General features: G+C 47.8%; 26 protein-coding genes. 18 read left to right on the top strand and 8 right to left on the bottom strand.

Annotated elements, in window-relative coordinates; genetic code table 11:
- Together BLV62_RS20345 and BLV62_RS20340 are read left to right on the top strand one after the other, a co-directional pair.
- A complete protein-coding gene (locus tag BLV62_RS20345; protein ID WP_168927925.1) occupies positions 1-1,053 on the top strand; it encodes an efflux RND transporter periplasmic adaptor subunit in 1,053 nt (350 codons plus the stop codon).
- Between the two features lie 50 nt (positions 1,054-1,103).
- The gene (locus tag BLV62_RS20340; RefSeq protein ID WP_089763765.1) at positions 1,104-1,301 is read left to right on the top strand and encodes a hypothetical protein; all 198 of its coding nucleotides are present in this window, start codon (positions 1,104-1,106) and stop codon (positions 1,299-1,301) included.
- Positions 1,302-1,672: 371 nt separating this feature from the next.
- On the opposite strand, the gene BLV62_RS20335 is transcribed toward BLV62_RS20340, so the two are convergent.
- The 3 genes from BLV62_RS20335 to BLV62_RS20325 form a co-directional block, all read right to left on the bottom strand.
- Positions 1,673-2,317, bottom strand: a complete 645-nt coding sequence (locus BLV62_RS20335) for a MarC family protein (protein ID WP_211117886.1) — start codon at positions 2,315-2,317, stop codon at positions 1,673-1,675.
- Between the two features lie 78 nt (positions 2,318-2,395).
- Entirely contained in the window at positions 2,396-3,010 is a 615-nt protein-coding gene (locus tag BLV62_RS20330) for a trimeric intracellular cation channel family protein (RefSeq protein ID WP_089763764.1), read from the bottom strand.
- Between the two features lie 65 nt (positions 3,011-3,075).
- Positions 3,076-3,333: a hypothetical protein gene (locus BLV62_RS20325; RefSeq protein ID WP_089763763.1), complete on the bottom strand. Its 258-nt coding sequence runs from the start codon at positions 3,331-3,333 to the stop codon at positions 3,076-3,078.
- Between the two features lie 231 nt (positions 3,334-3,564).
- Between BLV62_RS20325 and BLV62_RS20320 the strand changes: the two genes are divergently transcribed.
- Together BLV62_RS20320 and BLV62_RS20315 are read left to right on the top strand one after the other, a co-directional pair.
- Positions 3,565-5,727, top strand: coding sequence for a S9 family peptidase (locus BLV62_RS20320; RefSeq protein WP_089763762.1), 2,163 nt, complete (start codon positions 3,565-3,567; stop codon positions 5,725-5,727).
- A 43-nt stretch (positions 5,728-5,770) separates the two neighbouring features.
- The gene (locus BLV62_RS20315; protein WP_139170319.1) at positions 5,771-6,163 is read left to right on the top strand and encodes a hypothetical protein; all 393 of its coding nucleotides are present in this window, start codon (positions 5,771-5,773) and stop codon (positions 6,161-6,163) included.
- Positions 6,164-6,379: 216 nt separating this feature from the next.
- Here BLV62_RS20315 and BLV62_RS20310 read toward each other — a convergent pair whose 3' ends face one another.
- From BLV62_RS20310 to BLV62_RS20300, 3 genes are all read right to left on the bottom strand, one after another.
- Entirely contained in the window at positions 6,380-7,024 is a 645-nt protein-coding gene (locus tag BLV62_RS20310) for a VIT1/CCC1 transporter family protein (RefSeq protein WP_089763760.1), read from the bottom strand.
- Positions 7,025-7,039: 15 nt separating this feature from the next.
- A complete protein-coding gene (gene rocD / locus BLV62_RS20305) occupies positions 7,040-8,278 on the bottom strand; it encodes an ornithine--oxo-acid transaminase (RefSeq protein ID WP_089763759.1) in 1,239 nt (412 codons plus the stop codon).
- A 73-nt stretch (positions 8,279-8,351) separates the two neighbouring features.
- Positions 8,352-8,609, bottom strand: coding sequence for an acyl-CoA-binding protein (locus BLV62_RS20300; protein WP_089763758.1), 258 nt, complete (start codon positions 8,607-8,609; stop codon positions 8,352-8,354).
- A gap of 203 nt (positions 8,610-8,812) precedes the next feature.
- Between BLV62_RS20300 and lepA the strand changes: the two genes are divergently transcribed.
- The 11 genes from lepA to BLV62_RS20245 all read left to right on the top strand — a co-directional run bounded on the left by lepA (position 8,813) and on the right by BLV62_RS20245 (position 19,659).
- Complete coding sequence (lepA, locus tag BLV62_RS20295) at positions 8,813-10,606, top strand: translation elongation factor 4 (protein WP_089763757.1); 1,794 nt, start codon at positions 8,813-8,815, stop codon at positions 10,604-10,606.
- Positions 10,607-10,711: 105 nt separating this feature from the next.
- Positions 10,712-11,239 carry a thioredoxin family protein gene (locus tag BLV62_RS20290; RefSeq protein WP_089763756.1) on the top strand — a complete coding sequence of 176 codons (528 nt, stop codon included), beginning with the start codon at positions 10,712-10,714 and terminating at the stop codon, positions 11,237-11,239.
- A 176-nt stretch (positions 11,240-11,415) separates the two neighbouring features.
- Entirely contained in the window at positions 11,416-11,718 is a 303-nt protein-coding gene (ureA, locus tag BLV62_RS28825) for an urease subunit gamma (protein WP_089763755.1), read from the top strand.
- A gap of 18 nt (positions 11,719-11,736) precedes the next feature.
- Positions 11,737-12,111, top strand: coding sequence for an urease subunit beta (ureB, locus tag BLV62_RS28820; protein WP_089763754.1), 375 nt, complete (start codon positions 11,737-11,739; stop codon positions 12,109-12,111).
- On the top strand, positions 12,108-13,829 hold the full coding sequence (gene ureC, locus BLV62_RS20275) for an urease subunit alpha (RefSeq protein WP_089763753.1): 1,722 nt from the start codon (positions 12,108-12,110) through the stop codon (positions 13,827-13,829). The genes ureB and ureC overlap by 4 nt, the downstream gene beginning before the upstream one ends.
- Before the next feature lie 12 nt (positions 13,830-13,841).
- A complete protein-coding gene (ureE, locus tag BLV62_RS20270; RefSeq protein WP_089763752.1) occupies positions 13,842-14,342 on the top strand; it encodes an urease accessory protein UreE in 501 nt (166 codons plus the stop codon).
- A gap of 3 nt (positions 14,343-14,345) precedes the next feature.
- Complete coding sequence (locus BLV62_RS20265) at positions 14,346-15,026, top strand: urease accessory protein UreF (protein WP_089763751.1); 681 nt, start codon at positions 14,346-14,348, stop codon at positions 15,024-15,026.
- A gap of 25 nt (positions 15,027-15,051) precedes the next feature.
- Positions 15,052-15,690: an urease accessory protein UreG gene (gene ureG, locus BLV62_RS20260; RefSeq protein ID WP_089763750.1), complete on the top strand. Its 639-nt coding sequence runs from the start codon at positions 15,052-15,054 to the stop codon at positions 15,688-15,690.
- Positions 15,687-16,475 (top strand): urease accessory protein UreD, encoded by a 789-nt coding sequence (locus BLV62_RS20255; RefSeq protein WP_168927926.1) that lies wholly within the window; start codon positions 15,687-15,689, stop codon positions 16,473-16,475. Before ureG ends, BLV62_RS20255 begins: the two co-directional genes overlap by 4 nt.
- 1 nt (position 16,476) lies before the next feature.
- Entirely contained in the window at positions 16,477-17,184 is a 708-nt protein-coding gene (locus BLV62_RS20250) for a hypothetical protein (protein ID WP_089763748.1), read from the top strand.
- Positions 17,185-17,235: 51 nt separating this feature from the next.
- Positions 17,236-19,659 carry an AsmA family protein gene (locus BLV62_RS20245; protein ID WP_089763747.1) on the top strand — a complete coding sequence of 808 codons (2,424 nt, stop codon included), beginning with the start codon at positions 17,236-17,238 and terminating at the stop codon, positions 19,657-19,659.
- A gap of 51 nt (positions 19,660-19,710) precedes the next feature.
- Here the strand turns inward: BLV62_RS20245 and BLV62_RS20240 are convergent, their stop codons facing one another.
- Positions 19,711-21,012 (bottom strand): O-acetylhomoserine aminocarboxypropyltransferase/cysteine synthase family protein, encoded by a 1,302-nt coding sequence (locus tag BLV62_RS20240; RefSeq protein WP_089763746.1) that lies wholly within the window; start codon positions 21,010-21,012, stop codon positions 19,711-19,713.
- 168 nt (positions 21,013-21,180) lie between these two features.
- Between BLV62_RS20240 and BLV62_RS20235 the strand changes: the two genes are divergently transcribed.
- The 3 genes from BLV62_RS20235 to BLV62_RS20225 are packed head-to-tail and all read left to right on the top strand — an operon-like array spanning position 21,181 to position 23,782.
- Positions 21,181-22,056 (top strand): 3' terminal RNA ribose 2'-O-methyltransferase Hen1, encoded by an 876-nt coding sequence (locus tag BLV62_RS20235; RefSeq protein WP_089763745.1) that lies wholly within the window; start codon positions 21,181-21,183, stop codon positions 22,054-22,056.
- Positions 22,056-22,802: a hypothetical protein gene (locus tag BLV62_RS20230; protein ID WP_225889643.1), complete on the top strand. Its 747-nt coding sequence runs from the start codon at positions 22,056-22,058 to the stop codon at positions 22,800-22,802. Before BLV62_RS20235 ends, BLV62_RS20230 begins: the two co-directional genes overlap by 1 nt.
- A 29-nt stretch (positions 22,803-22,831) precedes the next feature.
- Positions 22,832-23,782, top strand: coding sequence for an NADP-dependent oxidoreductase (locus tag BLV62_RS20225; RefSeq protein WP_089763744.1), 951 nt, complete (start codon positions 22,832-22,834; stop codon positions 23,780-23,782).
- A gap of 119 nt (positions 23,783-23,901) precedes the next feature.
- Here BLV62_RS20225 and BLV62_RS20220 read toward each other — a convergent pair whose 3' ends face one another.
- Entirely contained in the window at positions 23,902-24,303 is a 402-nt protein-coding gene (locus BLV62_RS20220; protein ID WP_258522442.1) for a polymer-forming cytoskeletal protein, read from the bottom strand.
- Between the last annotated feature and the right edge of the window lie 37 nt (positions 24,304-24,340).

Raw genomic sequence — 24,340 nt, 5'->3', positions numbered from 1 at the left:
GTGGCTTCAGCAGTCGCTGCCTGCAATTCTGCTGCCGCGCCGGAAAAAAAGAAAAAGAAGAACGTGGAAACCAGCCTGGAACTTGCAAAAGTAGTGCAACGGCCATTGGGTGGAAGCATCCGTTTGCCGGCTTCGCTGGCGGCTTACCAGAAAGTGAGCATATACCCTCGTATCAATGGCTTTGTACAGAAGATAATGGTAGACAGGGGCAGCAAGGTAAAAAAAGGCCAGGTGTTGTTGGTTCTCGAAGCGCCGGAAGTAACGCAACAGTACTATGCCGCACAATCCAAATATATCCAGGCTACCGCTATGTTTGCTTCCAGCAAGGATAATTACGAGCGGACCCTGGCAACCAGCGCCGAACCCGGTACCATTTCGCCGCACGACCTCGAACTCAGCCGTGCGCGGATGCTGGCAGACAGCGCTTTGATGAACAGTGAAAAAGCCACTTTTAAAGCCCAGGAAGTGAACCTTAGCTACCTCACCGTTACGGCGCCGTTTGACGGGGTGATCACCGAGCGTAACATCCACCCGGGCGCATTGGTAGGTCCGGACACGAAGGTCGACGATAAGCCGATGTTATTGCTGGAACAGGAAGATAAACTTCGTCTTGTATTACAGGTACCCGAAATGTACAGCGCCCAGCTGGCAGAGAGTGCAACCGTTTCTTTTGAAGTAAATGCACTGAGAGGCAAAACTTTTACAGGGAAGATCACGAGGCAGGCCGGAACATTGAACGACCGGTACCGCTCAGAAGCCGTGGAAATTGATGTGGAAAATCCCGACAGGGTGTTGAAGGCAGGAATGTATGCGGAAGTGGTGTTGCCCCTTAAAGGTTCCGCCCAGGCCTTGCTGGTGCCATCCAGCGCCGTGGTAACATCTACCGAACGTAAATATGTGATCGTAGTAAAAGATCATTATACGCATTGGGTAGATGTGGAAGAAGGAAATCACCACAACGATTCAACGGAGGTATTCGGGCAGCTGCATGCCGGCGACAAAGTGGTGATGCAGGCAAATGATGAGATCAAAGAAGGGATAAAAGTACCCTAAGCTGATTCCGTCCGGCAGTCTTTTTGCTGAAGCTATTGAAAAAAGGCAGTATGGGACAGAAAAAATTTACGCCGGAAGAGATCCGGGAACAGGAAGCCACCAAACGCAGGAACGGATCGCTGGCTCCGGCAAAAAAAGGGAACAAAAAGACCTGGGATGTTGATGGAAATAACGTCCAGGAAGGCTACGACGAACGGGAATACACGCCGAAGGAAAAAGCAGATGAAAAGCGTAGCAAGGAGAAATAAAAAAGGCCGTCCCGAAGATTCGGGGCGGCTTTTCTGCTAACTGTTCCGTCTATATTGATTTCTTTATGTTCCGATTAAAAAAAGAGAACAAATAACATCCACCTAGTAATCAATAACGGATTTACCTGTTGTTCAACTAAAAAAAATCTTGTGTATAGGCAATACAAATTCCGTCACGTATTACGTGTTAATATTTATTTTAAATGTTAACAGGATAGAGTTTTTTGGATTGTTGTCTGTCTCGGTATCATAGCTTCTCCTGCTACGACAGTAATGGCAATCCGGGTTATGATCTGTGTTCGTGTCTTATTTCAGAACGTTACTTTCACATATTAACACGAAACAATTTCAAATTGTTCTGAAAAAAAAGCCTAAAAATTTAAAAGTTCCCTGACTCCCTGCGCAATAAGCTGAACGCCAATTACAGCCAGGATTAACCCCATCATTTTAGTAATAACCATCATGACATTGGTGCCAATGATCTTGACGATCCTTTCGCCGGCTAAAAAAAGCAGGAAGCTGCCATAGCAGATAACTGCGTACACCGCAATTACTATTCCCAGGTGAATAAGATCTTTGGCTGCAGAATAACTCATGGCGGTGGCAATGGTACCCGGTCCTGCGAGGAAGGGCATTGCGAGAGGAGTGATGGCAACGCTGATTCCCTGATCGGCTTTTACGGGTTGGGAGCCAAGTTTGGAGCTGGCTGCTTTGTTACCGTCGCCGCGCACCATTTCATAGCCCACAACAAAAACAAGGATGCCGCCAGTAACCCTTAATGCCGCCAGGGTAATACCGAACACATGGAAGATCAGTTTGCCGGCCACGCTAAAAATGAGGATAATACAAAAGGCGACCAGCACAGATTTGGTTGCGATGTTCCGCTTGCCCTTTTTGTCCATGTTCGAGGTCAGCTCCAGGAAAACAGGGATAGCGGAAATGGGGTTCACAATTGCGAGCAATCCCATAAACACGGTGGTAGCGAAAGCGAAATAATTATCGAATAATGCCATCATGTTCCTAAATTAATCAAAAAACAGGTTCAACGATTTTGGTTTTATAAACTTTCATATGGGTATCCGCGGGTCTGATACTTAGCCTCGCAGCCTTGGCAGCTGCCAGTTGAAATGCAAACTGAAAAGCCGGATGGCTACTATAACGGCAATGGATATACTCTGCGCCACGTCGCCGGATAAACCGGTATAGTGGCCGGTAAGCAGGTACAGCGTTCCGCCGGCAATAGAGGCAGCGGCGTATATTTCGCGGGTGAACAGGATAGGTTGCTCACCGCAGATCACATCTCTCAGCAAGCCTCCGAATGTTCCGGTGATCACTCCCAATGCTACGCAAATAGGCAAGGGAAGCCCTACGGCCATACCTTTATTGATACCCGTAATAGTGAACATGCCTAAGCCGATCGCATCAAAGGTGCTGAGAAGGCGTACCAGTTTTTTTATGTAAGAAAAGAACAACGCCGCAATAATAGCCGCTATAAGGATCGCTGAGTTGCTCAATTCATTTGTCATCCAGGCCACAGGCGTTGCGCCAATCAGCAGGTCCCTGATGGTTCCGCCCCCGATAGCGGTGATAAAGGAAAGACTCAGCAGCCCTATAAGATCGTACGACTTATTAATGGCGGCTGTTGCGCCTGAAACTGCAAATGCAATGGTTCCGCATAATTCAAGTGCCTGAACAAAGGTGAGATGCATTCTCCTTACTGATTTTAAAACTAAGGTAAGGATACTTTACTTCCCGGAAAGCGAATTTGTATAAATCAATTCTCGAACGGCGATTCTCCTCTCAGCGTACGTTCTATCTGTTTGCGCAGATCGTTGCTGAATCCTTCTACTTCGATCTTCGGATGATGATCTAAATAAATAAGGAACCGACCCGCTTCCTGCATCACCCGATCATAGATGTCTTCCAATAAAGCTGATAACAATTTCCTGGTTATCTCTGCTATCTGTGCCAGTGAACTGTCTTCAAATTGAATGTACTCACGGTTCTTATAAGATAAGGTGATCTGAATCATAGAAATGGTTTTTCTTAGGATGATATTAATGTGTAACCCGTTGGTTATCACCAGGTATTTTCATATTCAGGCATAAAATTAGAAAATTTATAATTGATTTATTCAAACTAAAGGGTGATTTTATAACCGTTCATAAAATATTATTTACGGCTGTTAACATTACCGTTCATGAATTGTTCATTATTTTCTTTGATAAATTGGCTACCATTGCAAATTATTTGCAATAAGAAAATGAGAAAACTAACCCTACTAATTGTATTTATCACCTGGACCGGATTGTCGTTATTCGCTCAGCCAGGTAAAGGCACGAAATGGACTGCAGATGGAAAAGGCTACTACCGCGTGGATGATTCGGGGATTGCAGCCGTATCTTTAACAGGTGGGCAGCCCGTAACGAAGATCGCTGCCAGTGCATACAATAACCTGCCGCTGAAAGATTTTACTTTTTCTGCCGATGAAAAGAAAGTACTGCTCTATACCAATTCACAAAAAGTATGGCGTTACGAAACAAGAGGCGATTACTGGGTACTGGACCTTTCATCCGGAAAGCTGCAACAGCTGGGCGCTGACAGACCTTCAGCTTCCCTGATGTTTGCAAAAATTTCGCCCGACGGAACAAAAGCAGCGTATGTCAGCGAACATAACATCTTCGTGGAAGACCTTGTAAACGGAGGCGTTAAACAACTGACAAAAGACGGCAGCCGCAGGTTGATCAACGGAACATTTGACTGGGCGTACGAAGAAGAATTCGGATGCAGGGACGGTTTCCGCTGGAGTGAAGACAGTAAAAGCATCGCTTACTGGCAGATAGATGCAACAAAGATCCGCGACTTTTTAATGATCGATAACACCGACTCTATCTATTCTTTTACTGTGCCGGTGGAGTATCCGAAAGCAGGCGAAAGCCCGAGCGCATGCCGTATAGGCGTGGTAGATGTCAGCTCCGCAAACACAACGTGGATGAAGGTACCGGGCGATCAGCAACAGCATTATATTCCAAGAATGGAATGGATTCCCGGCAAACGCTCTTTGATCATACAACAATTGAACAGGAAACAGAATGAAAGTAAGATCATGGTTTGCGATGCTGTATCAGGCGCAGTGACTACCTTATACCAGGAAAAAGACAGCGCCTGGATCGATGTGAAATCAAGATGGGATGATGATAATATCGCCGGATGGGATTTTACAGGCAAAGGCAAAGGATTCATCTGGGTGAGTGAACAGGATGGCTGGCGGCACCTGTACAGTATTGATCTCGCCGATGGCAAGGCTACCTTGCTCACGCCCGGCAATTATGATGTGATCAATATTAAGAAGATAGATGAAGCCAATAATGTTATCTACATACTGGCTTCTCCTGAAAATGCAACCCAGCAATACCTCTACAAGGTTCCGCTCAAAGGGGGCAAGGCAACCCGCGTTACCCCGGCAGATCAGCCAGGAGTGCATGATTACCGGATCTCGCCTTACAGCGGCCTGGCCATACACGAGTTTAATAATTCATATACTTATCCGGTTGCAGAAGTGGTACAGCTGCCGGCTCACAAAAGCTTTGATAACCGTGTGGCACAGGCTTTAAAAGAAGCGGCTGAAACGCCGAATCCTGCGAAATTCTTTAGCGTAACCACGGCAGACGGCGTGCAGATGGATGGCTGGATGAAACTGCCGCTGAATTTCTCCCCGCAGAAAAAATATCCGGTTGTCTTTTACGTGTATGGCGAGCCTGCTGCAGCTACAGCAACAGACAGCTATGGCGCGGGGCACAATTTCTTATACCGCGGTAATATGGACGAAGATGGCTACATCTATATATCTATGGACAATCGCGGCACGCCTCTGCCAAAAGGAAGGCAGTGGCGTAAATCCATCTACCGCAAAGTAGGCATAATCAACGCCCGCGACCAGGCTATGGCAACAAAAGAACTGCTGAAACAACATGCTTACATGGACCCTGAAAGGGTAGCGGTCTGGGGCTGGAGTGGCGGCGGTTCTATGACCCTTAACCTCCTTTTCCAATATCCTGAGATCTATAAAACAGGCATCGCAGTGGCCGCAGTAGGCAACCAGCTGACTTATGATAACATTTACCAGGAGCGCTATATGGGGCTGCCACAAGAGAACAGGGAGGATTTCGTAAAAGGATCGCCGGTTTCATACGCTAAAAACCTGCAGGGCAACCTGCTCTACATCCACGGAACCGGTGACGATAATGTGCATTATCAAAACGCGGAAATGCTGCTGAACGAGCTGATTAAATACAATAAACAATTCCAGTTTATGTCTTATCCGAACCGTACTCACAGCATCTCGGAAGGAGAGGGGACCTCCGCTCACCTGTCAACTTTATACACCAACTACCTGAAAAGCCATTGCGAACCGGGAGGGAAGTAATCGTTATTGTTGTACTTTCGCATTCCTAAATTAAATGTTTAAGATGTCTAGAACGGCTTTAACAGGTATACTGGCTGCAGCGCTGGTAATAGTATGTGCTTTTTTTCCGTGGGCTACGATCGAGAGCCGGAACCTGGTATTTACAGGCGTAAACGGGGCAGGCTCCAATTATGGCGAGCCAGGCAAACTAAGTATCATTTTATCAGTACTGGCAATTATCCTGTTCTTCCTGCGGAACCGCTGGCTGGCTATCGCTAACCTGTTTGTTTCAGGTTTCCTGGTAGCCTGGACCTTCAGAAATATGATGCTCTACGCCCGCTGCGAAATGGGCCAGTGCCCTACAACCGGCTGGGCTTTGTATCTCTCGTTTATCGCCGCATTGGTCGCCTTCACCTGCGTCCTGTTCACCAAAATGCCACCCCCTCCCCGAAGGTAGCACGCAAAGGAGTTGCACGCAAAGGGGCATAAGAAGCAAAGAGCGCAAAGATTTTTTGGACCGAAGCGGACTTTAAGAAGCAAAGAAGGGAAGATTATGTTATATAACAAATAACACAATCTTCCCTTCTTTGCTTTCTTATTTTTCTTAAAACAAAAATCTTTGCGCTCTTTGCTTCTTATGCCCCTTTGCGTGCAACTCCTCTGCGTGCAACCACTACGCGAGGATTTTGTGGAGGAGCCACACGCAGATAACGATGCCTGCCCCAATCGCGAAGTTACGTAGGATAATAGGCAGCACCCGTTGTGCGGTGATCTTCGCTTTCATGAAACTAAACACGGTCAGTCCCAGGAATACCAGTAAAGTACTGGTTTGGGAGGCGGCGTTAAAGTTTTCGTTGGCGAGGTAGGGAGCAAAAGACAATGCTCCGCCCAGGATAAAAAACAAGCTGGTAAATATGGCGCTGCTGATAGCCCTGCCTTTGCTGAAGAAAGATTCCTGTACGTTTTCCTGTTGCAGTATCTGTTCCCAGGAGGCGGCGTCTTTCTTCATTTCCGACTCAATATGACTGATCGTTTGCTGGTTGATTTCCAGGTGCTGAAGTTTTTTTCTTTCATCATCGGATAATAGGGCGCTGTCGTGTTGCGCATCGCCCTTATTGGCCTGGTAAGCGCTGTAAAGCACCAGCAGTGCGCCTGCGAGCCAGATACCGAGATGAATGTTATAGAATGTTTGCACATCCAGGGGCCATAGCTGGATAACCTGGGTGGCAAAGAATAGCAGCAGTAATCCGTCCGGAAAGCCGATCAGGAAATCGGTTTTCCAGCCGGAGCTGCGGATGGCTTTGTGGGTGATAGACATACAACTAAAGGCAGCTTAGCTAAAAGCTTGTTCAAGGCTCTTTTGAATGATGGCTACACAGTCGTTTACCTGTGCAGCAGTGATGGTCAGCGGCGGTGCAAAACGGATCTTATCTCCGTGCGTTGGCTTGGCTAACAGTCCATTTTCCTTTAAAGTGAGGCACAGGTCCCATGCTGCTTCCGGGTCGGTATGTTTGATAACGATGGCATTCAGCAGTCCTTTTCCTCTTACGATAGAAAGATAGGGCGATTGAATGGCTGTGATGCCATCTCTCAGCAACTGGCCCATGGCCACTGCATTTTCCGCCATTTTCTCGTCTTTCAATACCTGAAGGGAAGTGATGGCCACTTTGCAGGCAAGCGGGTTGCCGCCGTAGGTGGAGCCATGTTCGCCGGGTTTGATGGTAAGCATGATCTCATCGTCGGCCAGTACGGCGCTGATGGGCAAGGTGCCGCCGGATAAGGCTTTGCCAAGTATCAGGATATCGGGTCTTACGTTTTCATGGTCGCAGGCCAGCATTTTACCTGTTCTGGCCAGGCCGGTCTGTATTTCATCTGCGATGAACAGTACGTTGGCATCTTTGCAATACTGGTAAGCTTTGGAAAGATAACCTTCGTCAGGTACTACTACGCCGGCTTCTCCCTGTATCGGCTCTACCAGGAAACCGGCTACATTCTTATCCTGCAACGCCTGTTCCAGCGCCGTGAGGTTATTGTAAGGAATAACTTCATAACCGGCCATGTAAGGGCCGAAGTTCTTGCGGGCAGTAGGGTCAGTGCTGAATGAAATAACGTTCAGCGTGCGTCCGTGGAAGTTGTTGGAACAAACGATGATCTTTGCCGCATTTTCCGGAACGCCCTTTACCAGGTAAGCCCAGTGCCGGCAAAGTTTCAGCGCGGTTTCCACTGCTTCCACGCCGGTGTTCATAGGCAATACTTTGTCGTACCCGAAATACCCGGTGATAAACTGCTCGTATTCGCCTAAAAGATTATTATAAAATGCACGTGAAGTAAGGGTGAGCCGCTTTGCCTGTTCTATAAGGGAGGCAATGATGCGGGGATGACAGTGACCCTGGTTCACGGCCGAATATCCGGATAAAAAATCGTAATATCTTTTACCATCAACATCCCATAAAAAAACGCCTTCTCCTCTTTCTAATACTACTGGTAATGGATGGTAGTTGTGGGCTCCATATTGCGCTTCCAGTCCAAGATAATGCTGTGATCTTTCGCTAATTGTAAATGACGGTATCATACCTCAAAAGTACGTTTTTACGGGCAGATGGATAACGATTTTTATTATTCATCGTTATCCGTCTGCGGGTCTTTTATCCTTTAAGGCTTTTTACCAGGTCAATATATTCCTGCATGGCGGCTTCTTTGGATTTGCCTTTCAGTCCGGCCCAGGCCTCGTATTTCGCTTTCGCTACAAAATCGAAGGGGTTGGCCGGCGGGTCTGTGTCTACATCTCCCGTAGTGCCCTGTTTGTACAATGAATAAAGTTGCAATAAAACGTCGTTGGATGGTTTTTCCGAAAGGGTTTTACTGTCGGCTACCGCCTGTTCAAATGCTTTAACCAGTTCCATGGTGTATAATTTACGTGGTAATACGATAGGCTATCTCTATAAAGTTGAGGATTAAAAGTTAATATATCAAAAAAAGATAGGCCTTCGTACCCTGGGAACTGCCTAAAACATATTCAACAAACGCTTTAACTATGAACTAATTTCAATACCTTTGCGGGCTGAATGGTGCGTAAAGAGGTACCAAAGGATCAGCAAAACATCATATGAAGAATATTCGCAATTTTTGTATCATTGCCCATATTGACCATGGTAAAAGCACCCTGGCCGATCGTTTACTTGAATTTACGAAGACTATATCTGACCGCGATATGCAGGCCCAGGTACTGGATGACATGGACCTTGAAAGAGAAAAAGGTATCACCATCAAGAGCCATGCTATCCAAATGGATTACACTGCAAGGAACGGTGAAAAATATATTTTTAACCTTATTGACACGCCCGGACACGTTGACTTCTCTTACGAAGTATCCCGTGCCCTGGCAGCTTGTGAAGGCGCCCTGCTCTTAGTGGATGCAGCCCAGGGTATCCAGGCGCAGACCATCTCCAACCTCTACCTGGCGCTGGATAACGACCTGGAAATAATCCCGGTGATCAACAAAATTGACATGCCCGGCGCTATGATCGAGGAAGTAAAAGACCAGATCATAGACCTGATAGGTGTAAAAGAAGAAGAGATCCTGCTGGCCTCCGGCAAAACCGGTATCGGTATAGAAGAGATACTGGAAGCGATCGTATCCCGTATCCCGGCTCCTGAAGGCAGCAACGAAGCTCCTTTGCAGGCCCTGATCTTCGACAGCGTATTCAACTCTTTCCGCGGTATCATTGCATACTTCCGCGTTTTCAACGGTACCATCAAAAAAGGGGACAAGATCCGTTTTATCAATACAGGAGAAGAATACGAAGCCGATGAAGTAGGTATCCTGAAATTAGGCCTCGAACCCCGTAAAGAAGTGAAGACGGGCGACGTAGGGTATATTATCACCGGTATCAAAAGCGCAAAAGAAGTAAAAGTGGGTGACACCATCACCCTTTCTAATAACCCTTCACCTGAAGGTATCAACGGGTTCCAGGAAGTAAAACCAATGGTATTTGCCGGTATTTTCCCGGTAGTAACAGAGGATTTCGAGGAATTGAGAGACTGCATGGATAAACTGCAGCTGAACGATGCCTCCCTGACCTACGAAATTGAAACATCACAGGCATTAGGTTTCGGTTTCCGTTGCGGCTTCCTTGGAATGCTGCACATGGAGATCATCCAGGAACGACTGGAAAGAGAGTTCAATCAAACGGTGATCACTACCGTTCCGAACGTAGGGTTCATTGCACATACAACCCGCGATGGCATAGTAACAGTGAACAACCCGAGCGAAATGCCGGATCCTACAAAACTCGACAGGATCGAAGAACCGTTTATCCGTGCACAGATCATCACCAAGCCGGAATTTATCGGCAATATCATGACGCTCTGCCTCGGCAAACGCGGTATCCTCCTGAATCAAAGCTACCTGACAACAACCAGAGTAGAGCTGATCTTCGAATTGCCGCTGACAGAGATCGTATTTGATTTCTATGATAAACTGAAAAGCCAGACCAAAGGTTATGCGTCGTTCGACTATACGCCTATCGGCTTCCGCGACAGCGACATCGTAAAAATGGATATACTCCTGAACGGCGATAAAGTGGATGCCCTCAGCGCCCTTATTCACCGTAGCAGGGCACAGGACTTCGGCCGCAAGTTGTGCGAGAAACTGAAAGACCTGTTGCCTCGTCAGCAGTTCCTTATCGCTATCCAGGCTGCCATCGGCGCTAAGATCGTTGCCCGCGAAAACATCAGTGCAATGCGTAAAGACGTTACCGCTAAATGTTATGGCGGCGATATCTCCCGTAAACGCAAACTCCTGGAAAAGCAGAAAGAAGGTAAGAAACGTATGCGCCAGATAGGTAACGTGGAAGTGCCCCAGGAAGCATTCCTGGCAGTATTGAAATTAGATGATTAATAAAGGAAGTTCCCCGGGGAACAACCCATACAGATCTTTAGTATATTGAGAGCAAAGGAATAAAACCTTTGCTCTCTTTCTTTTTTTGACTAAACCCAACCAATCATGAAATTGTTCAACCGTTTCCTGCTGGCACTGCTCCTGGCCGGAGCTGCCGCCCAAGCGCAAAAACAACCAAGCGCCGCCCAGATCATCGCTGAAGCAAAGACCACCGCAGCTAAAGAACATAAGAATATATTCATCATTTTCCATGCTTCCTGGTGCGGCTGGTGCCATAAAATGGATACCGCCATGAATGACGCTTCCTGCAAAGCCTTGTTCGACAAACAATATGTTATCAGGCATATTGATGTAATGGAACACGGAGACAAAAAAGTATTGGAAAATCCAGGCGGCGAGGAACTTCTTAAAGCTCATGGCGGCGGCGATGGCATTCCTTTCTGGTATGTAACAGACAGCAAAGGTCAGCTGCTGGCAGACAGCCGCAAAACGGGCCCCGATGGCCGCAAAGCAAATGTTGGCTGTCCGAGCACCCCCGACGAAATTGAACATTTCCTTGAAGTGCTGAAAAAAACTTCCACACTTTCCACTTCAGAGCTGGCGACCATCCAGAAACGATTCTCTGCCAAATAGCAGGAAGGGAAGATCACAAGAAAAATTTTTTCTTATGATCTTCCCTTCTTAATTTAACACCGCTTAAAGCATTCGTACAAAAGTCTTATGCTTCTTTGCCTCGCATAGTCCCTTTGCGGACCAACCACATACACCTCCGATCTTCCCGGTATTATTTTACAACAACAATCTTTTATATGCACCTGACTCCCCGGGAAACCGAGAAACTATTATTACACCTGGCCGGTGAACTGGCCGAAAAACGAAAGGCCCGAGGCCTGCGCCTGAACTATCCGGAAGCGATTGCACTGATCAGCAGCCGCCTCATGGAAGCGGCCCGCGATGGTAAAACAGTGGCTGAACTCATGCAGTATGGCGCAACCATTCTTACCCGCGAAGACGTGATGGAAGGCATCCCTGAAATGATCCATGAAGTACAGATAGAAGCTACTTTCCCGGATGGTACCAAACTGGTGACCGTTCATGATCCTATTCGCTAACAGTTTAATCCATATAACATGATCCCCGGAGAATATTTTTTGAAGGCGGACGATATCATCGCCAACGCCGGCAGGAAAACTATTAAGATCAGTGTGGTCAATACAGGCGACCGTCCTGTGCAGATCGGCTCACATTGCCATTTTTTTGAAGTCAATAAACAAATGAAATTCCCCCGTGAAGCGGCTTTAGGTATGCGCTTGAACATTCCCTCAGGTAACGCTGTTCGTTTCGAACCGGGAGAGGAAAAAGAAGTGGAGCTGGTAGAACTGGGCGGAAACAGGAAAGTGATCGGCATCAACAACCTGGTAAATGGCGATACAACAGATCCTATTGTCAGAACCGCCGCATTGGAAAAGGCAGCATTATTGAACTTTAAATCTACAGACCTATGAGCCTTCGAATTAAAAGATCCAAATACGTGAGCATGTTCGGCCCCACAGTGGGCGACCGTGTACGGCTGGCAGATACAGACCTGGTTATCGAGATCGAAAAGGACTATAATTATTACGGGGATGAAAGCAAATTTGGCGGGGGAAAAAGTGTAAGGGATGGAATGGCCCAATCAGCTACCGCGCTGAGAAGCGAAGGGGTGCTGGATTTTGTTATCACCAACGTGATCGTCATCGATCACTGGGGCATCGTAAAAGGAGATATAGGGATTAAAGACGGAAAGATTGTCGCTGTTGGCCAGGCAGGAAACCCTGATACCATGGATGGCGTACACCCTGACCTGATCATCGGTGCATCCACTGAGATACATAACGGCGCTAACCTGATCGCGACCGCAGGCGGAATAGATACGCATATCCATTTCATCTGCCCTCAGCAGATCGATCATGCCCTGTTCAGCGGAATTACCACCATGATTGGCGGCGGCACCGGGCCGGCAGACGGAACCAGCGCTACTACGGTAACGCCCGGAGCCTGGAACCTGCAGAAAATGTTGCAGGCTGCTGAAGCATACCCAATGAACCTCGGCTTTTTCGGAAAAGGCAACTGCGCCACTACAGCGCCTTTGGTAGAACAGATCGCCGCCGGTGCGTTAGGGCTGAAAATACATGAAGACTGGGGCGCTACTCCGGCCGTTATTGATGCATCGCTCAAAGTGGCCGACGAACTGGATGTCCAGATCGCCATTCATACCGATACCCTGAACGAAGCAGGCTTCCTGGAAGATACCCTGGCAGCCATCAACGGACGGGTGATCCATACCTTTCATACGGAAGGCGCCGGCGGCGGCCATGCTCCCGACATCATACGGGCTGCTTCTTTCCCGAATGTACTTCCTGCTTCTACCAATCCAACCCGCCCATATACGGTAAACACCATAGATGAACACCTGGATATGCTAATGGTTTGCCATCATCTCGATAAACAGGTACCGGAAGACGTAGCGTTCGCAGATTCGAGGATCAGGCCCGAAACCATAGCAGCAGAAGATATCCTGCACGATATGGGGGTGTTCAGCATCATGAGCTCCGACTCCCAGGCCATGGGACGTATAGGCGAGGTAGTTATACGCACCTGGCAAACGGCAGATAAGATGAAAAAACAGCGCGGCGCGCTGCCGGAAGATAAAGGACACGATAACGACAACTTCCGTGTTAAGAGGTATGTAGCCAAGTATACCATCAATCCTGCCATTGCACACGGCATTTCCTCGCACGTAGGTTCCATAGAGCCGGGCAAAATGGCCGACCTGGTGCTCTGGAAACCTGCTTTCTTCGGTGTTAAACCGGAGATCATCATCAAGGGCGGAATGATCAACTCCAGCAGGATGGGAGACCCTAACGCCAGCATCCCAACTCCGCAGCCGGTGATCTACCGGCACATGTTCGGGGCTCATGGCAAAGCGGTAACCAATACCAGCGTTTTATTCGTATCTGCGTTATCGTTAGAGCGCGGAATAAAGGAGGCCTACGGGTTGCAAAAAGAATTAATCGCTGTAAAGAATTGCAGGAATATTTCAAAGCGCGACCTGGTTCATAACGATAAAACACCGGATATCACAGTCAACCCGGAAACGTATGAAGTGAAGGTAGATGGAGAGAAGATCAGTTGTGAGCCGTTAAAGGAAGTAGCGATGGCGCAGAGGTATTTTTTATTTTAAACCATCATCGGCATGTTGATCAGAGAACGTATCGGCAACCTTGACGAAGCTTCCCCAAGCGGGCATATCGACTGGTTGCAACTGGAATGGTTCGAAACCACCAGGAAGATACAAAGGAAAAAGACCCTGGGGGGCCGGGAAATAGCCCTGAAACTGACCAGGGAAGGGCAACAACTGAAACATCATGATATCCTGTACAGGGATGAAGCAATCACGATAGCCGTTGAGATACTGCCCTGCGATACTATAGTGATCCGACCAGCTACCATGGCTGAAATGGCGCAGGTATGTTATGAAATAGGAAATAAGCATCTGCCTTTATTCCTGGAAGGAGAGGAGCTGCTCATCCCCGCCGACGAGCCATTGTTCCGTTGGCTGCAGGCGGCAGGCTACAACGTAACCAGGGAGAAAAGGCATTTGAAGAATATGTTGCGGACCAATGTACAGCCACATGGACACGGCAACAACGGTCCTTCCTTTTTTGAAAAGATCCTTGACCTTGCATCCCGTTAGAATATGGAACAACACCACTACCTGGGAAGTCTTTTACACCTGGCCGACAGTACGCTGCCGATAGGCGGCTATACGCATTCTGCCGGCCTGGAAACCTTCGTGCAACAGGGCATTGTAAAAGATGCCCGTTCAGCCGGCGAGTTCGTAAGGAACATGCTGCAACATAACCTGCAATACAACGATGCCGCTTTTATGAGCCTGGGATATGCGGCCACCGAAAAAAGATCGATAGCGGAGTTGCTGGAATGGCATCACTGCTGTACCGCAACCAAAGTGCCCAGGGAGATCAGGGAAGCCAGCCTGAAACTGGGAACCCGGCTGGCAAGGATCTTTTCCCGACGCCATCCGTCTTCTTTTATGGAAACCTATGAACAGGAGGCCGGCTCGCCTCATTACTGCATCGCATTCGGCGTATATGCGTCGCTGTTATCTATCCCGCTGCCGGCTGCATTACAGGCGTTTTATTATAACGCTGCAGCCGGTATGGTCACTAACAGCGTAAAACTGGTGCCCCTGGGACAAATGGAAGGCCAGGACCTGCTTTTTGAATTGCAACCGCTGATACAGCAGTTAAGTACAGCTACCCTGCAACCGGATATGGAAAAGCTGGGGCTTTGCACCGGCGGTTTCGATATCCGCTGCATGCAGCACGAGCGGCTTTACAGTCGCCTGTATATGTCTTGATCTCTTAAAAAACGCAATAACGTAAATGAGCACACGTGAATATGTAAAAATTGGGATTGCCGGACCCGTTGGTTCAGGCAAAACAGCGCTGATAGAGCGGCTCACCCGGAAAATGGCCGCTGATTACAACCTGGCGGTGATCACTAATGATATTTATACCAGGGAAGATGCGGAGTTCCTGACAAAGAACAGCCTCCTCCCGCCGGAAAGGATCATGGGCGTGGAAACCGGCGGTTGCCCGCATACGGCTATCCGCGAAGATGCCAGTATGAACCTGGAAGCAGTGGAAGAAATGGCAAAGAGGTTCCCGGGCATCGAACTGATATTTATTGAAAGCGGGGGCGATAACCTCTCGGCAACCTTCAGTCCAGATCTGGCGGATGTCACGATCTTCGTTATCGACGTGGCGGAAGGCGACAAAATTCCCCGGAAAGGAGGACCCGGTATTACCAGGTCAAATCTTCTTGTCATCAACAAAATAGACCTGGCGCCGTATGTACACGCCGATCTGGGAGTGATGGAGAGGGATGCCCGCCTGATGAGGAAAGGACAGCCTTTTATATTTACTGACCTGATGAGCGGCAAAGGACTGGACGACGTTATAGGATGGATCAAAAGGGAGGCATTGCTGGAAGATGTTGAAGAGCCTAACCTATGGAGATGATCAGCGAGTTGAAGATCCTCACAGGGGTAAGGTCGGATAACACTTATCTTAAATCTGCCTATTGTACCCGCCCATTTAAAGTGGCTAATGTCAGGGAAGAAAGAACAGACCCGGTATTGCGGCTGATGATGATGAGTTCTTCGCCCGGCATGCTCGACGGAGATCATTACAGGCTCGATATACAGGTAACGGCAGGCGCTTCACTGCAACTTAAAACCCAGGCCTATCAACGCCTTTTCAGCATGCAGAACGGGGCCCGGCAGGAAATGAAGGTTGATATGGCTGCCGGCAGTTCTTTCACTTTTTTGCCCCATCCGCTGGTGCCCCATCATGATGCTATCTATAACGGGCATACGCAGTTGTACCTGGCAGAAAACTGCAGGTTGATATGGGGTGAAATAGTGACCTGCGGGAGAAAACTGAACGGGGAGATCTTCCGGTTTAAAAAACTGAGAAACCTGACGGAAGTTTACCTGCATAGCAAACTGGTGTTGAGAGACCATCTGCTGATGGAGCCGGAAAATATGAACCTGGCGACACTGGGCTGGATGGAAGATTATACGCACCAGGCAAGCCTCATTTGTTTTGATACCAGGCCGGCCAGGCAGTGGGCAAAGGTAACAGAGGGGATCGCAGCCTATCTTGACCAGCAGGAGGGCGTTCTCGGAGGCGTTACAGTAGTGCATGAAAACGGGATCATGGTTCGTTTGCTGGGGCATAAAGGAGAACAACTTTTCAACTGCCAGCACGACCTGGCCAACATCTTTAACGATTTAAACACTTAATATGGCTTCACTTGTAGACAGTAGCCTGATTCTTACAGCGGTTACCATCAGTTGTTTGCATACAGCATCGGGGCCCGATCATTATGTGCCGTTTATTGTTTTTTCACGTACGAGGAAATGGTCGGTTGCCAAAACTATTGGATGGACAGCCCTTTGCGGGCTCGGACACGTTTTAAGCTCCCTCGTTATAGGGATGATAGGGGTGTTCCTGGGCTGGCAACTATCCCGGTTTGGTGGGATTACAGAGATCAGGGGAGGAATAGCCGGATGGGCCTTGCTGATCCTGGGCGTGTTTTACCTGGTCTATGGTATTTACAGGGCGATTGCCAACAGGCCGCATAAACACTTTGATGTTTATGACAACGGGGAAGTATATGTGTATCAGCATCGACATAATGAGGCGTATGTGGCGCCGCAGCGACGTATCAAGGTAACGCCCTGGATACTTTTCGTCATCTTTGTAATGGGGCCTTCAGAACCGCTTTTGCCATTGCTTTTCTATCCGGCGGCCCAACAATCCGTTGTGGGTATTATTACCCTGATAGCCACATTTACTTTTTTTACCATACTTACCATGATAGTAATGGTATTATTAGGCTATTATGGCTTTTCTTTAATGAAACCCGCAGCCACTGAACGATATATGGCGGCAATCAGCGGGGCGGCTGTTACAATTTGTGGCATAGGAATGGTTTTTATGGGATGGTGAACTGTTTAACAGATCAACTGTTATACGTTTATACGTTTAAACCTTTACCGCATGCAAAAATGGCTCAAGATCACTTTAATCACCCTTGCCTCCCTTGTTCTGCTACTGCTGTTATTATCGTTGGGCCTAACCTGGTATATTCACGCCAACAAAGACAAGTTCCTCCAACAGATAACGGGTAAAGTAAATGACCATATCAATGGTACTATCACGGTAGCCGATATGGAATCTTCCATCTTTAAAGGCTTCCCCAATGTTTCAATAGGGTTAAAGCATGTGGAGATACGGGATAGCCTCTGGGCCGCACACCGCCACAGCCTCCTGAACCTGGATTATATCTTCGTACGGGTTAACCCGTTATCCCTGCTCCGCCAGCACGTTGATGTAAGCGATATACAGTTGCAGGACGGTACCATCTATCTCTTCACCGATACCAGCGGTTATTCCAATACCAACGCCCTGAAATCCTCCGGCAGCCAGAAAAAGAACAAAGAGTCGAAAGACGCGGATATCAGCAGGCTTAGTTTCCGGAATGTCAATTTCGTGATCGAGAACCAGCAGAAGTTCAAAATGTTTAACCTGGCAATTGAACAGCTAAACGGTAAAATGAACGTAGCCGATAGCCTCGTGCACTTCGACATGAACGCTACCCGCATCCTGGCCAAAGAATTTGCATTCAATACCCGGAAAGGCAGCTACCTGAAAAACAAATACCTCGAACTGAATATTTCTGTCGTATTTAATAAACATACCAGGATACTGAAGATCCCGTCTCAACCTATCGAGATCGACAACATACCAGTAACAATGGATGGAGAGTTCAACTTCAGCGAAAAACCGCCACCATTCGTGTTGCATTTCAACGTAAAACAGGTGCTGCTGAAAGATGCATCTTCCTGGTTATCGCCCAACATCAGCAATAAGCTGAACACAATCACCTTAACCAAACCGTTAGATGCGCAGGCCGAACTGGCAGGTCATATGAAGTACCTGGATACGCCGCATGTGGTGGTGCAATGGCAAACAAAAGGCAACGACCTGGTAACTGCGCTGGGAACATGGGAGAACTGCAGTTTCACGGGAAAGTTCAATAACCAGGTATTGCCGGGAAATGGACATACGGATCAAAACTCGGCGGTCACTATTCTTGGCCTCTCCGCCAGCCTGGAAGGCATTCCGCTGAATGCGGATACCATCAGGGTTGTAAACCTGAAACAGCCCCTGTTGCGTGGGCATTTCAGGTCGAAGTTCCCTTTGGACAAGCTGGGCGATTCTACTTCGGGCAGCCCGCTTAATTTTACAGGCGGCAATGCCACCGCCGACCTGTTCTATACCGGCCCGCTCATGAAAAATGATAACACGCCTTCATCGCTGCAGGGAAACGTAATGGTGCAGGATGGCGCATTCACTTATGTACCGCGTAATCTTTATTTCCATCATACAAACGCTACACTGGTCTTTAACGGGTCTGATCTTTTGGTACAAAATGCCAGGGTGCAAACACAGAAGAGCAGCCTGCAAATGACAGGAGTAGTAAAGAACCTGCTGAACCTCTATTTCACCACGCCGGATAAGATCGATATAAGCTGGAATATACGAAGCCCGATAGTAGACCTGAATGAATTTACTTCTTTCCTCGCCCCCCGCCGCAGCGTGAAAGCCGCCAAACGCGCGAATAAAGCCAATCCAAGCCGGATCTCGAAACAATTGGATGTGGTGCTGGCGGCCAGTAATGTAAGCATGGAAGTGCTGCTGGATAAGGTAATTTATAAAAAGTTTGAAGCGCAACAGGTAAAAGCTGGTATAAATATGACTAACACAGACATCATATTGCGGCAGATAGCCTTGCGGCATGCAGGCGGTAATGCGCAGTTGACAGGAACCGTTCACCAGCAGGGAAATAACAATAACTTCAAGGTGAACACTTCTATCAATAATGTAAATATTAGCCAGCTCTTTTACGCTTTCGATAATTTTGGATTATCCTCTTTAACTTCAAAGAACCTGAGAGGCATTGTAACGGCCAAGGCTAACCTCACAGGCAATATGCTGGATAACGGTTCCCTGGCTAAACACTCGTTATACGGCAATCTTAATTTCAGCCTGAAAAATGGTGCGCTGCTGAACTTTGACCCGATAGCGGATATTGGCAATTTCTTTTTTAAGAAAAGAAGATTGGACAGTATCACATTCGAAAATCTCAACAGCACTTTCCAGGTGCAGGGAAACAAGATCATTATACCGCCAATGAGGATTGCTTCCAGCGCCGTGAATATAGACCTGAACGGCGTATATGGCCTGAATGGCGGAACAGACATAAAACTGGACGTACCATTGCGCAACCCGGCAAAAGATTCTGCTATAACAGACAAGGAAGAAAAGAGACGAAGAAGCAGGAAAGGCATCATACTTCATTTTCATGCCGTGAGTGATAAGGATGGAAAAGTGAAAATGAAGTTGGGGAAAGGAGATTAACTGAATAAATAAAAAAGGGCAATGAGACGTTCATTGCCCTTTTCGTTAAAGCTATAACGCGGCGAAAGCCTGTTCGAAATCCGCCTTAATATCGCTGATATGTTCTATGCCTAAAGAAACACGCAGTAGCCCTGGCGCCACGCCCGCCTTGCGCTGTTCTTCCTCGCTTAACTGCTGGTGAGTAGTGGTAGCCGGGTGGATGATCAGTGTTTTTGCATCACCGACATTAGCCAGGTGATAGATCAATTTAAGAGATTGCACCAGTTTGTCTGCCGCTGCAGTACCTCCTTTGATCTTAAAGCTCAATACCCCGCCAAAACCATTTTTCAGGTATTTTTTTCCAAGTTCGTGGTACTTGTTGCCCGGAAGCCCCGGGTAGTTCACCGATTCCACCTGCGGTTGCTGTTCCAGCCACTGGGCAAGAGCCAGTGCGTTATCTACCGTTCGTTGTACGCGGAGCGACAAAGTTTCAAGTCCCTGGATAAAGAGAAATGCATTCTGCGGCGCCAATGCAGGACCCCAGCTGCGCAAACCGGCAACGCGTGCACGGATAATATAGGCTATGTTGCCGAAAGGACTATGGGAGCCAAATACTTCCCAGAATTTCATACCATGGTAAGCATCATCCGGTTCGCTGAACTGTTTGAACTTGCCATTGCCCCAGTTGTAATTACCACCGTCTACAATCACCCCGCCAATGCTGGTACCATGCCCGCCTATCCATTTGGTAGCTGCTTCTACTACCACGTTTGCGCCATGTTCCAGAGGTCTGAACAGGTAGCCGGCTGCTCCGAAGGTATTGTCTACGATCAGTGGCAGATCATGTTTTTTAGCAATGGCGCTGATCTTTTCGAAATCAGGAATAGCAAAGCCGGGGTTGCCGATGGTTTCAACATACAATGCTTTGGTATTTTCATCTATCAGCTTTTCAAAGCTATCCGGGTTGTCCAGGTCCGCAAACCTTGCTTCTACGCCGATACGTTTGAAACTAACTTTAAACTGGTTGTAGGTGCCTCCATACAGGTAGGAGGAAGTGATGAAGTTATCGCCAGGCAATAAGATGTTATGCAATGCGATGAACTGCGCCGCCTGTCCTGAAGCTACTGCCAATGCGCCAACGCCGCCTTCCAGCGCAGCTACTCTTTTTTCAAAAACATCGGTAGTAGGGTTCATGATGCGGGTGTAAATATTCCCGAATTGTTTCAGCTGAAACAGGTCGGCAGCATGTTCGGCGCTATCAAATGTATAGGAAGTGGTTTGATAGATGGGCACTGCCGCCGAATGAGTTGTGGGGTCTGGCTGATAACCAGCATGTACTTGCAACGTGTCGAAATGTAATGGATTTGTAGCCATAACCTGGGTTTTAAAATGTTCAAAAAAAGTCTACAAATATAGTAGACTAATTTGAATTTCAAAATAAATTGCTGGCACAGGATAAATTTTCAGCCCAACTGAAGCGGATATATGAAGGAAATTAATAACTTTACAGCCGAATGGAAGAGAAGCTTGAACAGTTAACCTATGTTATTTACAATTAAAACTGAACGTTACCCCGCAACCGATCTTGGATATTTATTGCATAAACATCCTGCTAAAATTCAATCTGTTGCCATTACTGCCGGAACAGCGCATATTTACTACCCGGAAGCGAATGAACATGCCTGTAAAGCAGCATTACTGCTGGATATTGATCCTGTTGCCCTGGTTCGCAGGAACGACGCTAATGGCTTCAGCCTGGATCAATATGTGAATGACCGGCCCTATGTCAGCGCTTCTTTCATGAGCGCAGCGATTGCACAGGCTTATTCTTCGGCAATGAATGGCAGGTGTAAAGACAAACCTGAAATAGTGGATGAACCTTTGCCATTTGAAGCGATGCTGACCGCCTTGCCTGTTAAAGGCGGTGAAACTCTGCTGCGCCGCTTATTTGAACCCCTGGGCTACGAGATGACAATTGCATCGGCGCCACTTAACCCCGCGTTCCCCGAATGGGGCGTCAGTCGTTATTTTAATGTAGCGCTTCGTAATACTATTACTTTAAAGAAGCTGTTACGCCAGCTATACATACTGCTGCCGGTTTGCGATAACGACAAACATTATTTCGTGGGAGAGCACGAACTGGAAAAGCTGATGGAAAAAGGGGAGGGCTGGCTCGAACAACACCCTGAAAAAGAACTGATAGTCCGGCGTTACCTGAAGCATATAGGGCCGCTTGCTAACCAGGCATTGGAAAGGATGATGAAAGAAGATATGGAAGAAGAGGAAGCCGAAGCGGCGCCGAAGGAACTGAAACGCCTGCACGACCTGAGGCTGGAAACAGTAAGGGATATACTCCGTTCGCTGAAGGGCTATACGAAAAACTGGATACCGACTGGGTATGCCTGGATGCAGAGCTGATGCCATGGAGCGCAAAGGCGCAGGCCTTGTTGCAGCAACAGTATGCAGCAGTAGGCGCCGCAGCCACACAGGCTTTACCCGTTGTAGTAGCCTCACTGGAGGAAGCGGTGAACAACAACCTGCCCGCAACTGCCTTGCTGGAAAAATATAAGCACCGCCTGCAACAGACCAGCGATTATGTAAAAGCCTACCAGCAGTATTGCTGGCCTGTTAACTCGCTCGACGACTATAAACTGGCTCCATTCCATGTACTGGCAACGGAGGGTAAAACATACTTCCATAAGCCGCACGAGTGGCATATGCAAACCATAGCAGAGATCTGTGCGGCAGATGAACAATTGTTGCATGCCACACCTTATATGCTGGTAGAGATAGGAGATACTGAGAGTGAACAACAAGCTATCGGGATGTGGGAAACGCTGACCGCATCAGGGAAAGAAGGTATGGTTATAAAACCCTATGATTTCTTAGCCTCAGGCGAAAAAGGACTGATTCAGCCAGCTATAAAAGTGAGAGGGAAAGAATACCTGCGGATCATCTACGGACCGGAGTACGACTCGCCCGAACACCTGGAGCGCCTGCGGCAGCGGAAGCTCGCCGGCAAACGCTCCCTGGCCCTGAGAGAATTCACTTTAGGCCTGGAAGCATTGGAAAGATTTATAGCTCATGGGTCTTTACAGCAGGTACATCAATGTGTATTTGGTATATTAGCGCTGGAAAGTGAACCTGTGGATCCGAGATTGTAAATCATCTGTTCAATATAAAAGCAAGAATTATGAAAGCCGTAGCTGTATCAGAATTTAAGGGAACTCCAACCGTGATGGATCTTCCGGTACCGGGTGTAAGACCTCATACCGTGCTTATCAAAGTACAGGCAGCAGGAATGAATCCTTTTGACTGGAAAATGGTAGATGGAATTATGAACGATGGCAAAATGAAGCACCAGTTCCCGTTGATTATGGGAGTAGATGGCGCAGGCATCGTTGAAGAAGTAGGAGAAGGAGTGACCCGTTTTAAGAAAGGAGATAAGATCTATGGTCAGTTTATTCATTCACCGATCGGCGAAGGTTCTTATGCCGAATATGCGATCGTGCCTGAAAAAGCATCTATCACTTTTGCCCCGGCCAACATCTCGGCTGCTGAAGCTGCCGCAGTTCCAACCGCGGGGATGACAGCTCAGCAATTGCTGGAACATCTTGCCCTGAAAAAAGGGGATGTGCTGTTGATCAACGGCGCAACCGGGGGCGTAGGTTCATTTGCCACTCAACTGGCCGCGCTGCAGGGATTAAGGGTGATTGCAACGGCTTCGGATGAGGCGAATGCCGACAGGATGAAACGTTTAGGCGCCGAAATAGTGCTCAACTATAAAGAAAAGCCGTTGACCGAACAGGTAAAAGCATTGTTCCCCGAAGGGATCGACGGGTTGATAGACCTGGCAGGCAAAGCGCCAGACCTGAAAGCAAACATCGAACTTTTGAAAAAAGGAGGAGCGGTGTATACCACTATGTTCGTTGCAGATGAAGCAGCCATCAAAGAAGAGGGTTTAAGAGGCGGGAACTTCGAAACCCAGGGAAGCGCTGTATCTCTGGATGCCTTGTCTAAGATCATTGAATCAGGAAAACTGACCATCCCGGTAGAGAACAGGATATCGCTGGAAGAAGTGCCGGAAGCAGTGGAACTTAGCAGGGCTGCGAAAGGAAAAGGGAAAACAGTTATTATTATCTGAGAAGTTGACAGATAAACGAAAGGCTGTATCAAAAAGTAATTCAGAGGAGGAGAATTTAACAGCCTTCTATCAACCTCCGGGTTACGTTCGATACAGCCTTTATATTGAAAATATCTTTATTAAAACCAGCTGTTGGATTGCTCCTCAGCATTGAGATCGCCGGCTGCGCTTTCGGCAGGAGTAGCTACTTTGGTAACCGTTTCTTCAGGTTCGGCAGCGCTATTCGCAGGAGGCAACACATTTTTTCTGATAGCCCCTCCAACTACAGCTCCTTCTTCAATTTCCAGCGTCATCGCATTTACATCACCTTTAACAAGGGCCTTGTTGCTGATATGCGCCTTGTTGCTGATGTAAACATCCCCGTAAACCTTGCCCTGTACAACCAGGTCGGTTGCATAAACATGCCCCCGAACCATCGCTGTCTGGCTGATGACCAGCTTGCCGGTAGTTTTTACGTCGCCTTTCACGGTGCCGTCTATACGCCCCGATACGGACGCTTCAATACTGCCGTTCACAGACACGGTTTTAGGAATACGGAACGCTCCTGGAACAATAATA

Origin of the sequence: Chitinophaga terrae (ex Kim and Jung 2007) (genome assembly GCF_900107795.1) — a bacterium.
Taxonomy (GTDB): Bacteria; Bacteroidota; Bacteroidia; order Chitinophagales; family Chitinophagaceae; genus Chitinophaga; species Chitinophaga terrae.
This window is presented reverse-complemented; position numbering and strand designations above follow the sequence as displayed.

Bases quoted from the DNA above. Each gene is read 5' to 3' on its own strand.
- ureE (WP_089763752.1), top strand. From the start codon at position 13,842: ATGTTGATCAGAGAACGTATCGGCAACCTTGACGAAGCTTCCCCAAGC.
- BLV62_RS20245 (WP_089763747.1), top strand. From the start codon at position 17,236: ATGCAAAAATGGCTCAAGATCACTTTAATCACCCTTGCCTCCCTTGTT.
- BLV62_RS20335 (WP_211117886.1), bottom strand. From the start codon at position 2,317: ATGATGGCATTATTCGATAATTATTTCGCTTTCGCTACCACCGTGTTT.
- BLV62_RS20330 (WP_089763764.1), bottom strand. From the start codon at position 3,010: ATGCATCTCACCTTTGTTCAGGCACTTGAATTATGCGGAACCATTGCA.
- lepA (WP_089763757.1), top strand. From the start codon at position 8,813: ATGAAGAATATTCGCAATTTTTGTATCATTGCCCATATTGACCATGGT.
- BLV62_RS20325 (WP_089763763.1), bottom strand. From the start codon at position 3,333: ATGATTCAGATCACCTTATCTTATAAGAACCGTGAGTACATTCAATTT.
- ureA (WP_089763755.1), top strand. From the start codon at position 11,416: ATGCACCTGACTCCCCGGGAAACCGAGAAACTATTATTACACCTGGCC.
- BLV62_RS20240 (WP_089763746.1), bottom strand. From the start codon at position 21,012: ATGGCTACAAATCCATTACATTTCGACACGTTGCAAGTACATGCTGGT.
- BLV62_RS20310 (WP_089763760.1), bottom strand. From the start codon at position 7,024: ATGTCTATCACCCACAAAGCCATCCGCAGCTCCGGCTGGAAAACCGAT.
- ureB (WP_089763754.1), top strand. From the start codon at position 11,737: ATGATCCCCGGAGAATATTTTTTGAAGGCGGACGATATCATCGCCAAC.
- BLV62_RS20250 (WP_089763748.1), top strand. From the start codon at position 16,477: ATGGCTTCACTTGTAGACAGTAGCCTGATTCTTACAGCGGTTACCATC.
- BLV62_RS20265 (WP_089763751.1), top strand. From the start codon at position 14,346: ATGGAACAACACCACTACCTGGGAAGTCTTTTACACCTGGCCGACAGT.
- BLV62_RS20230 (WP_225889643.1), top strand. From the start codon at position 22,056: ATGCCATGGAGCGCAAAGGCGCAGGCCTTGTTGCAGCAACAGTATGCA.
- BLV62_RS20255 (WP_168927926.1), top strand. From the start codon at position 15,687: ATGATCAGCGAGTTGAAGATCCTCACAGGGGTAAGGTCGGATAACACT.
- BLV62_RS20340 (WP_089763765.1), top strand. From the start codon at position 1,104: ATGGGACAGAAAAAATTTACGCCGGAAGAGATCCGGGAACAGGAAGCC.
- BLV62_RS20300 (WP_089763758.1), bottom strand. From the start codon at position 8,609: ATGGAACTGGTTAAAGCATTTGAACAGGCGGTAGCCGACAGTAAAACC.
- BLV62_RS20290 (WP_089763756.1), top strand. From the start codon at position 10,712: ATGAAATTGTTCAACCGTTTCCTGCTGGCACTGCTCCTGGCCGGAGCT.
- BLV62_RS20225 (WP_089763744.1), top strand. From the start codon at position 22,832: ATGAAAGCCGTAGCTGTATCAGAATTTAAGGGAACTCCAACCGTGATG.
- BLV62_RS20235 (WP_089763745.1), top strand. From the start codon at position 21,181: ATGTTATTTACAATTAAAACTGAACGTTACCCCGCAACCGATCTTGGA.
- ureC (WP_089763753.1), top strand. From the start codon at position 12,108: ATGAGCCTTCGAATTAAAAGATCCAAATACGTGAGCATGTTCGGCCCC.
- BLV62_RS20320 (WP_089763762.1), top strand. From the start codon at position 3,565: ATGAGAAAACTAACCCTACTAATTGTATTTATCACCTGGACCGGATTG.
- rocD (WP_089763759.1), bottom strand. From the start codon at position 8,278: ATGATACCGTCATTTACAATTAGCGAAAGATCACAGCATTATCTTGGA.
- ureG (WP_089763750.1), top strand. From the start codon at position 15,052: ATGAGCACACGTGAATATGTAAAAATTGGGATTGCCGGACCCGTTGGT.
- BLV62_RS20315 (WP_139170319.1), top strand. From the start codon at position 5,771: ATGTCTAGAACGGCTTTAACAGGTATACTGGCTGCAGCGCTGGTAATA.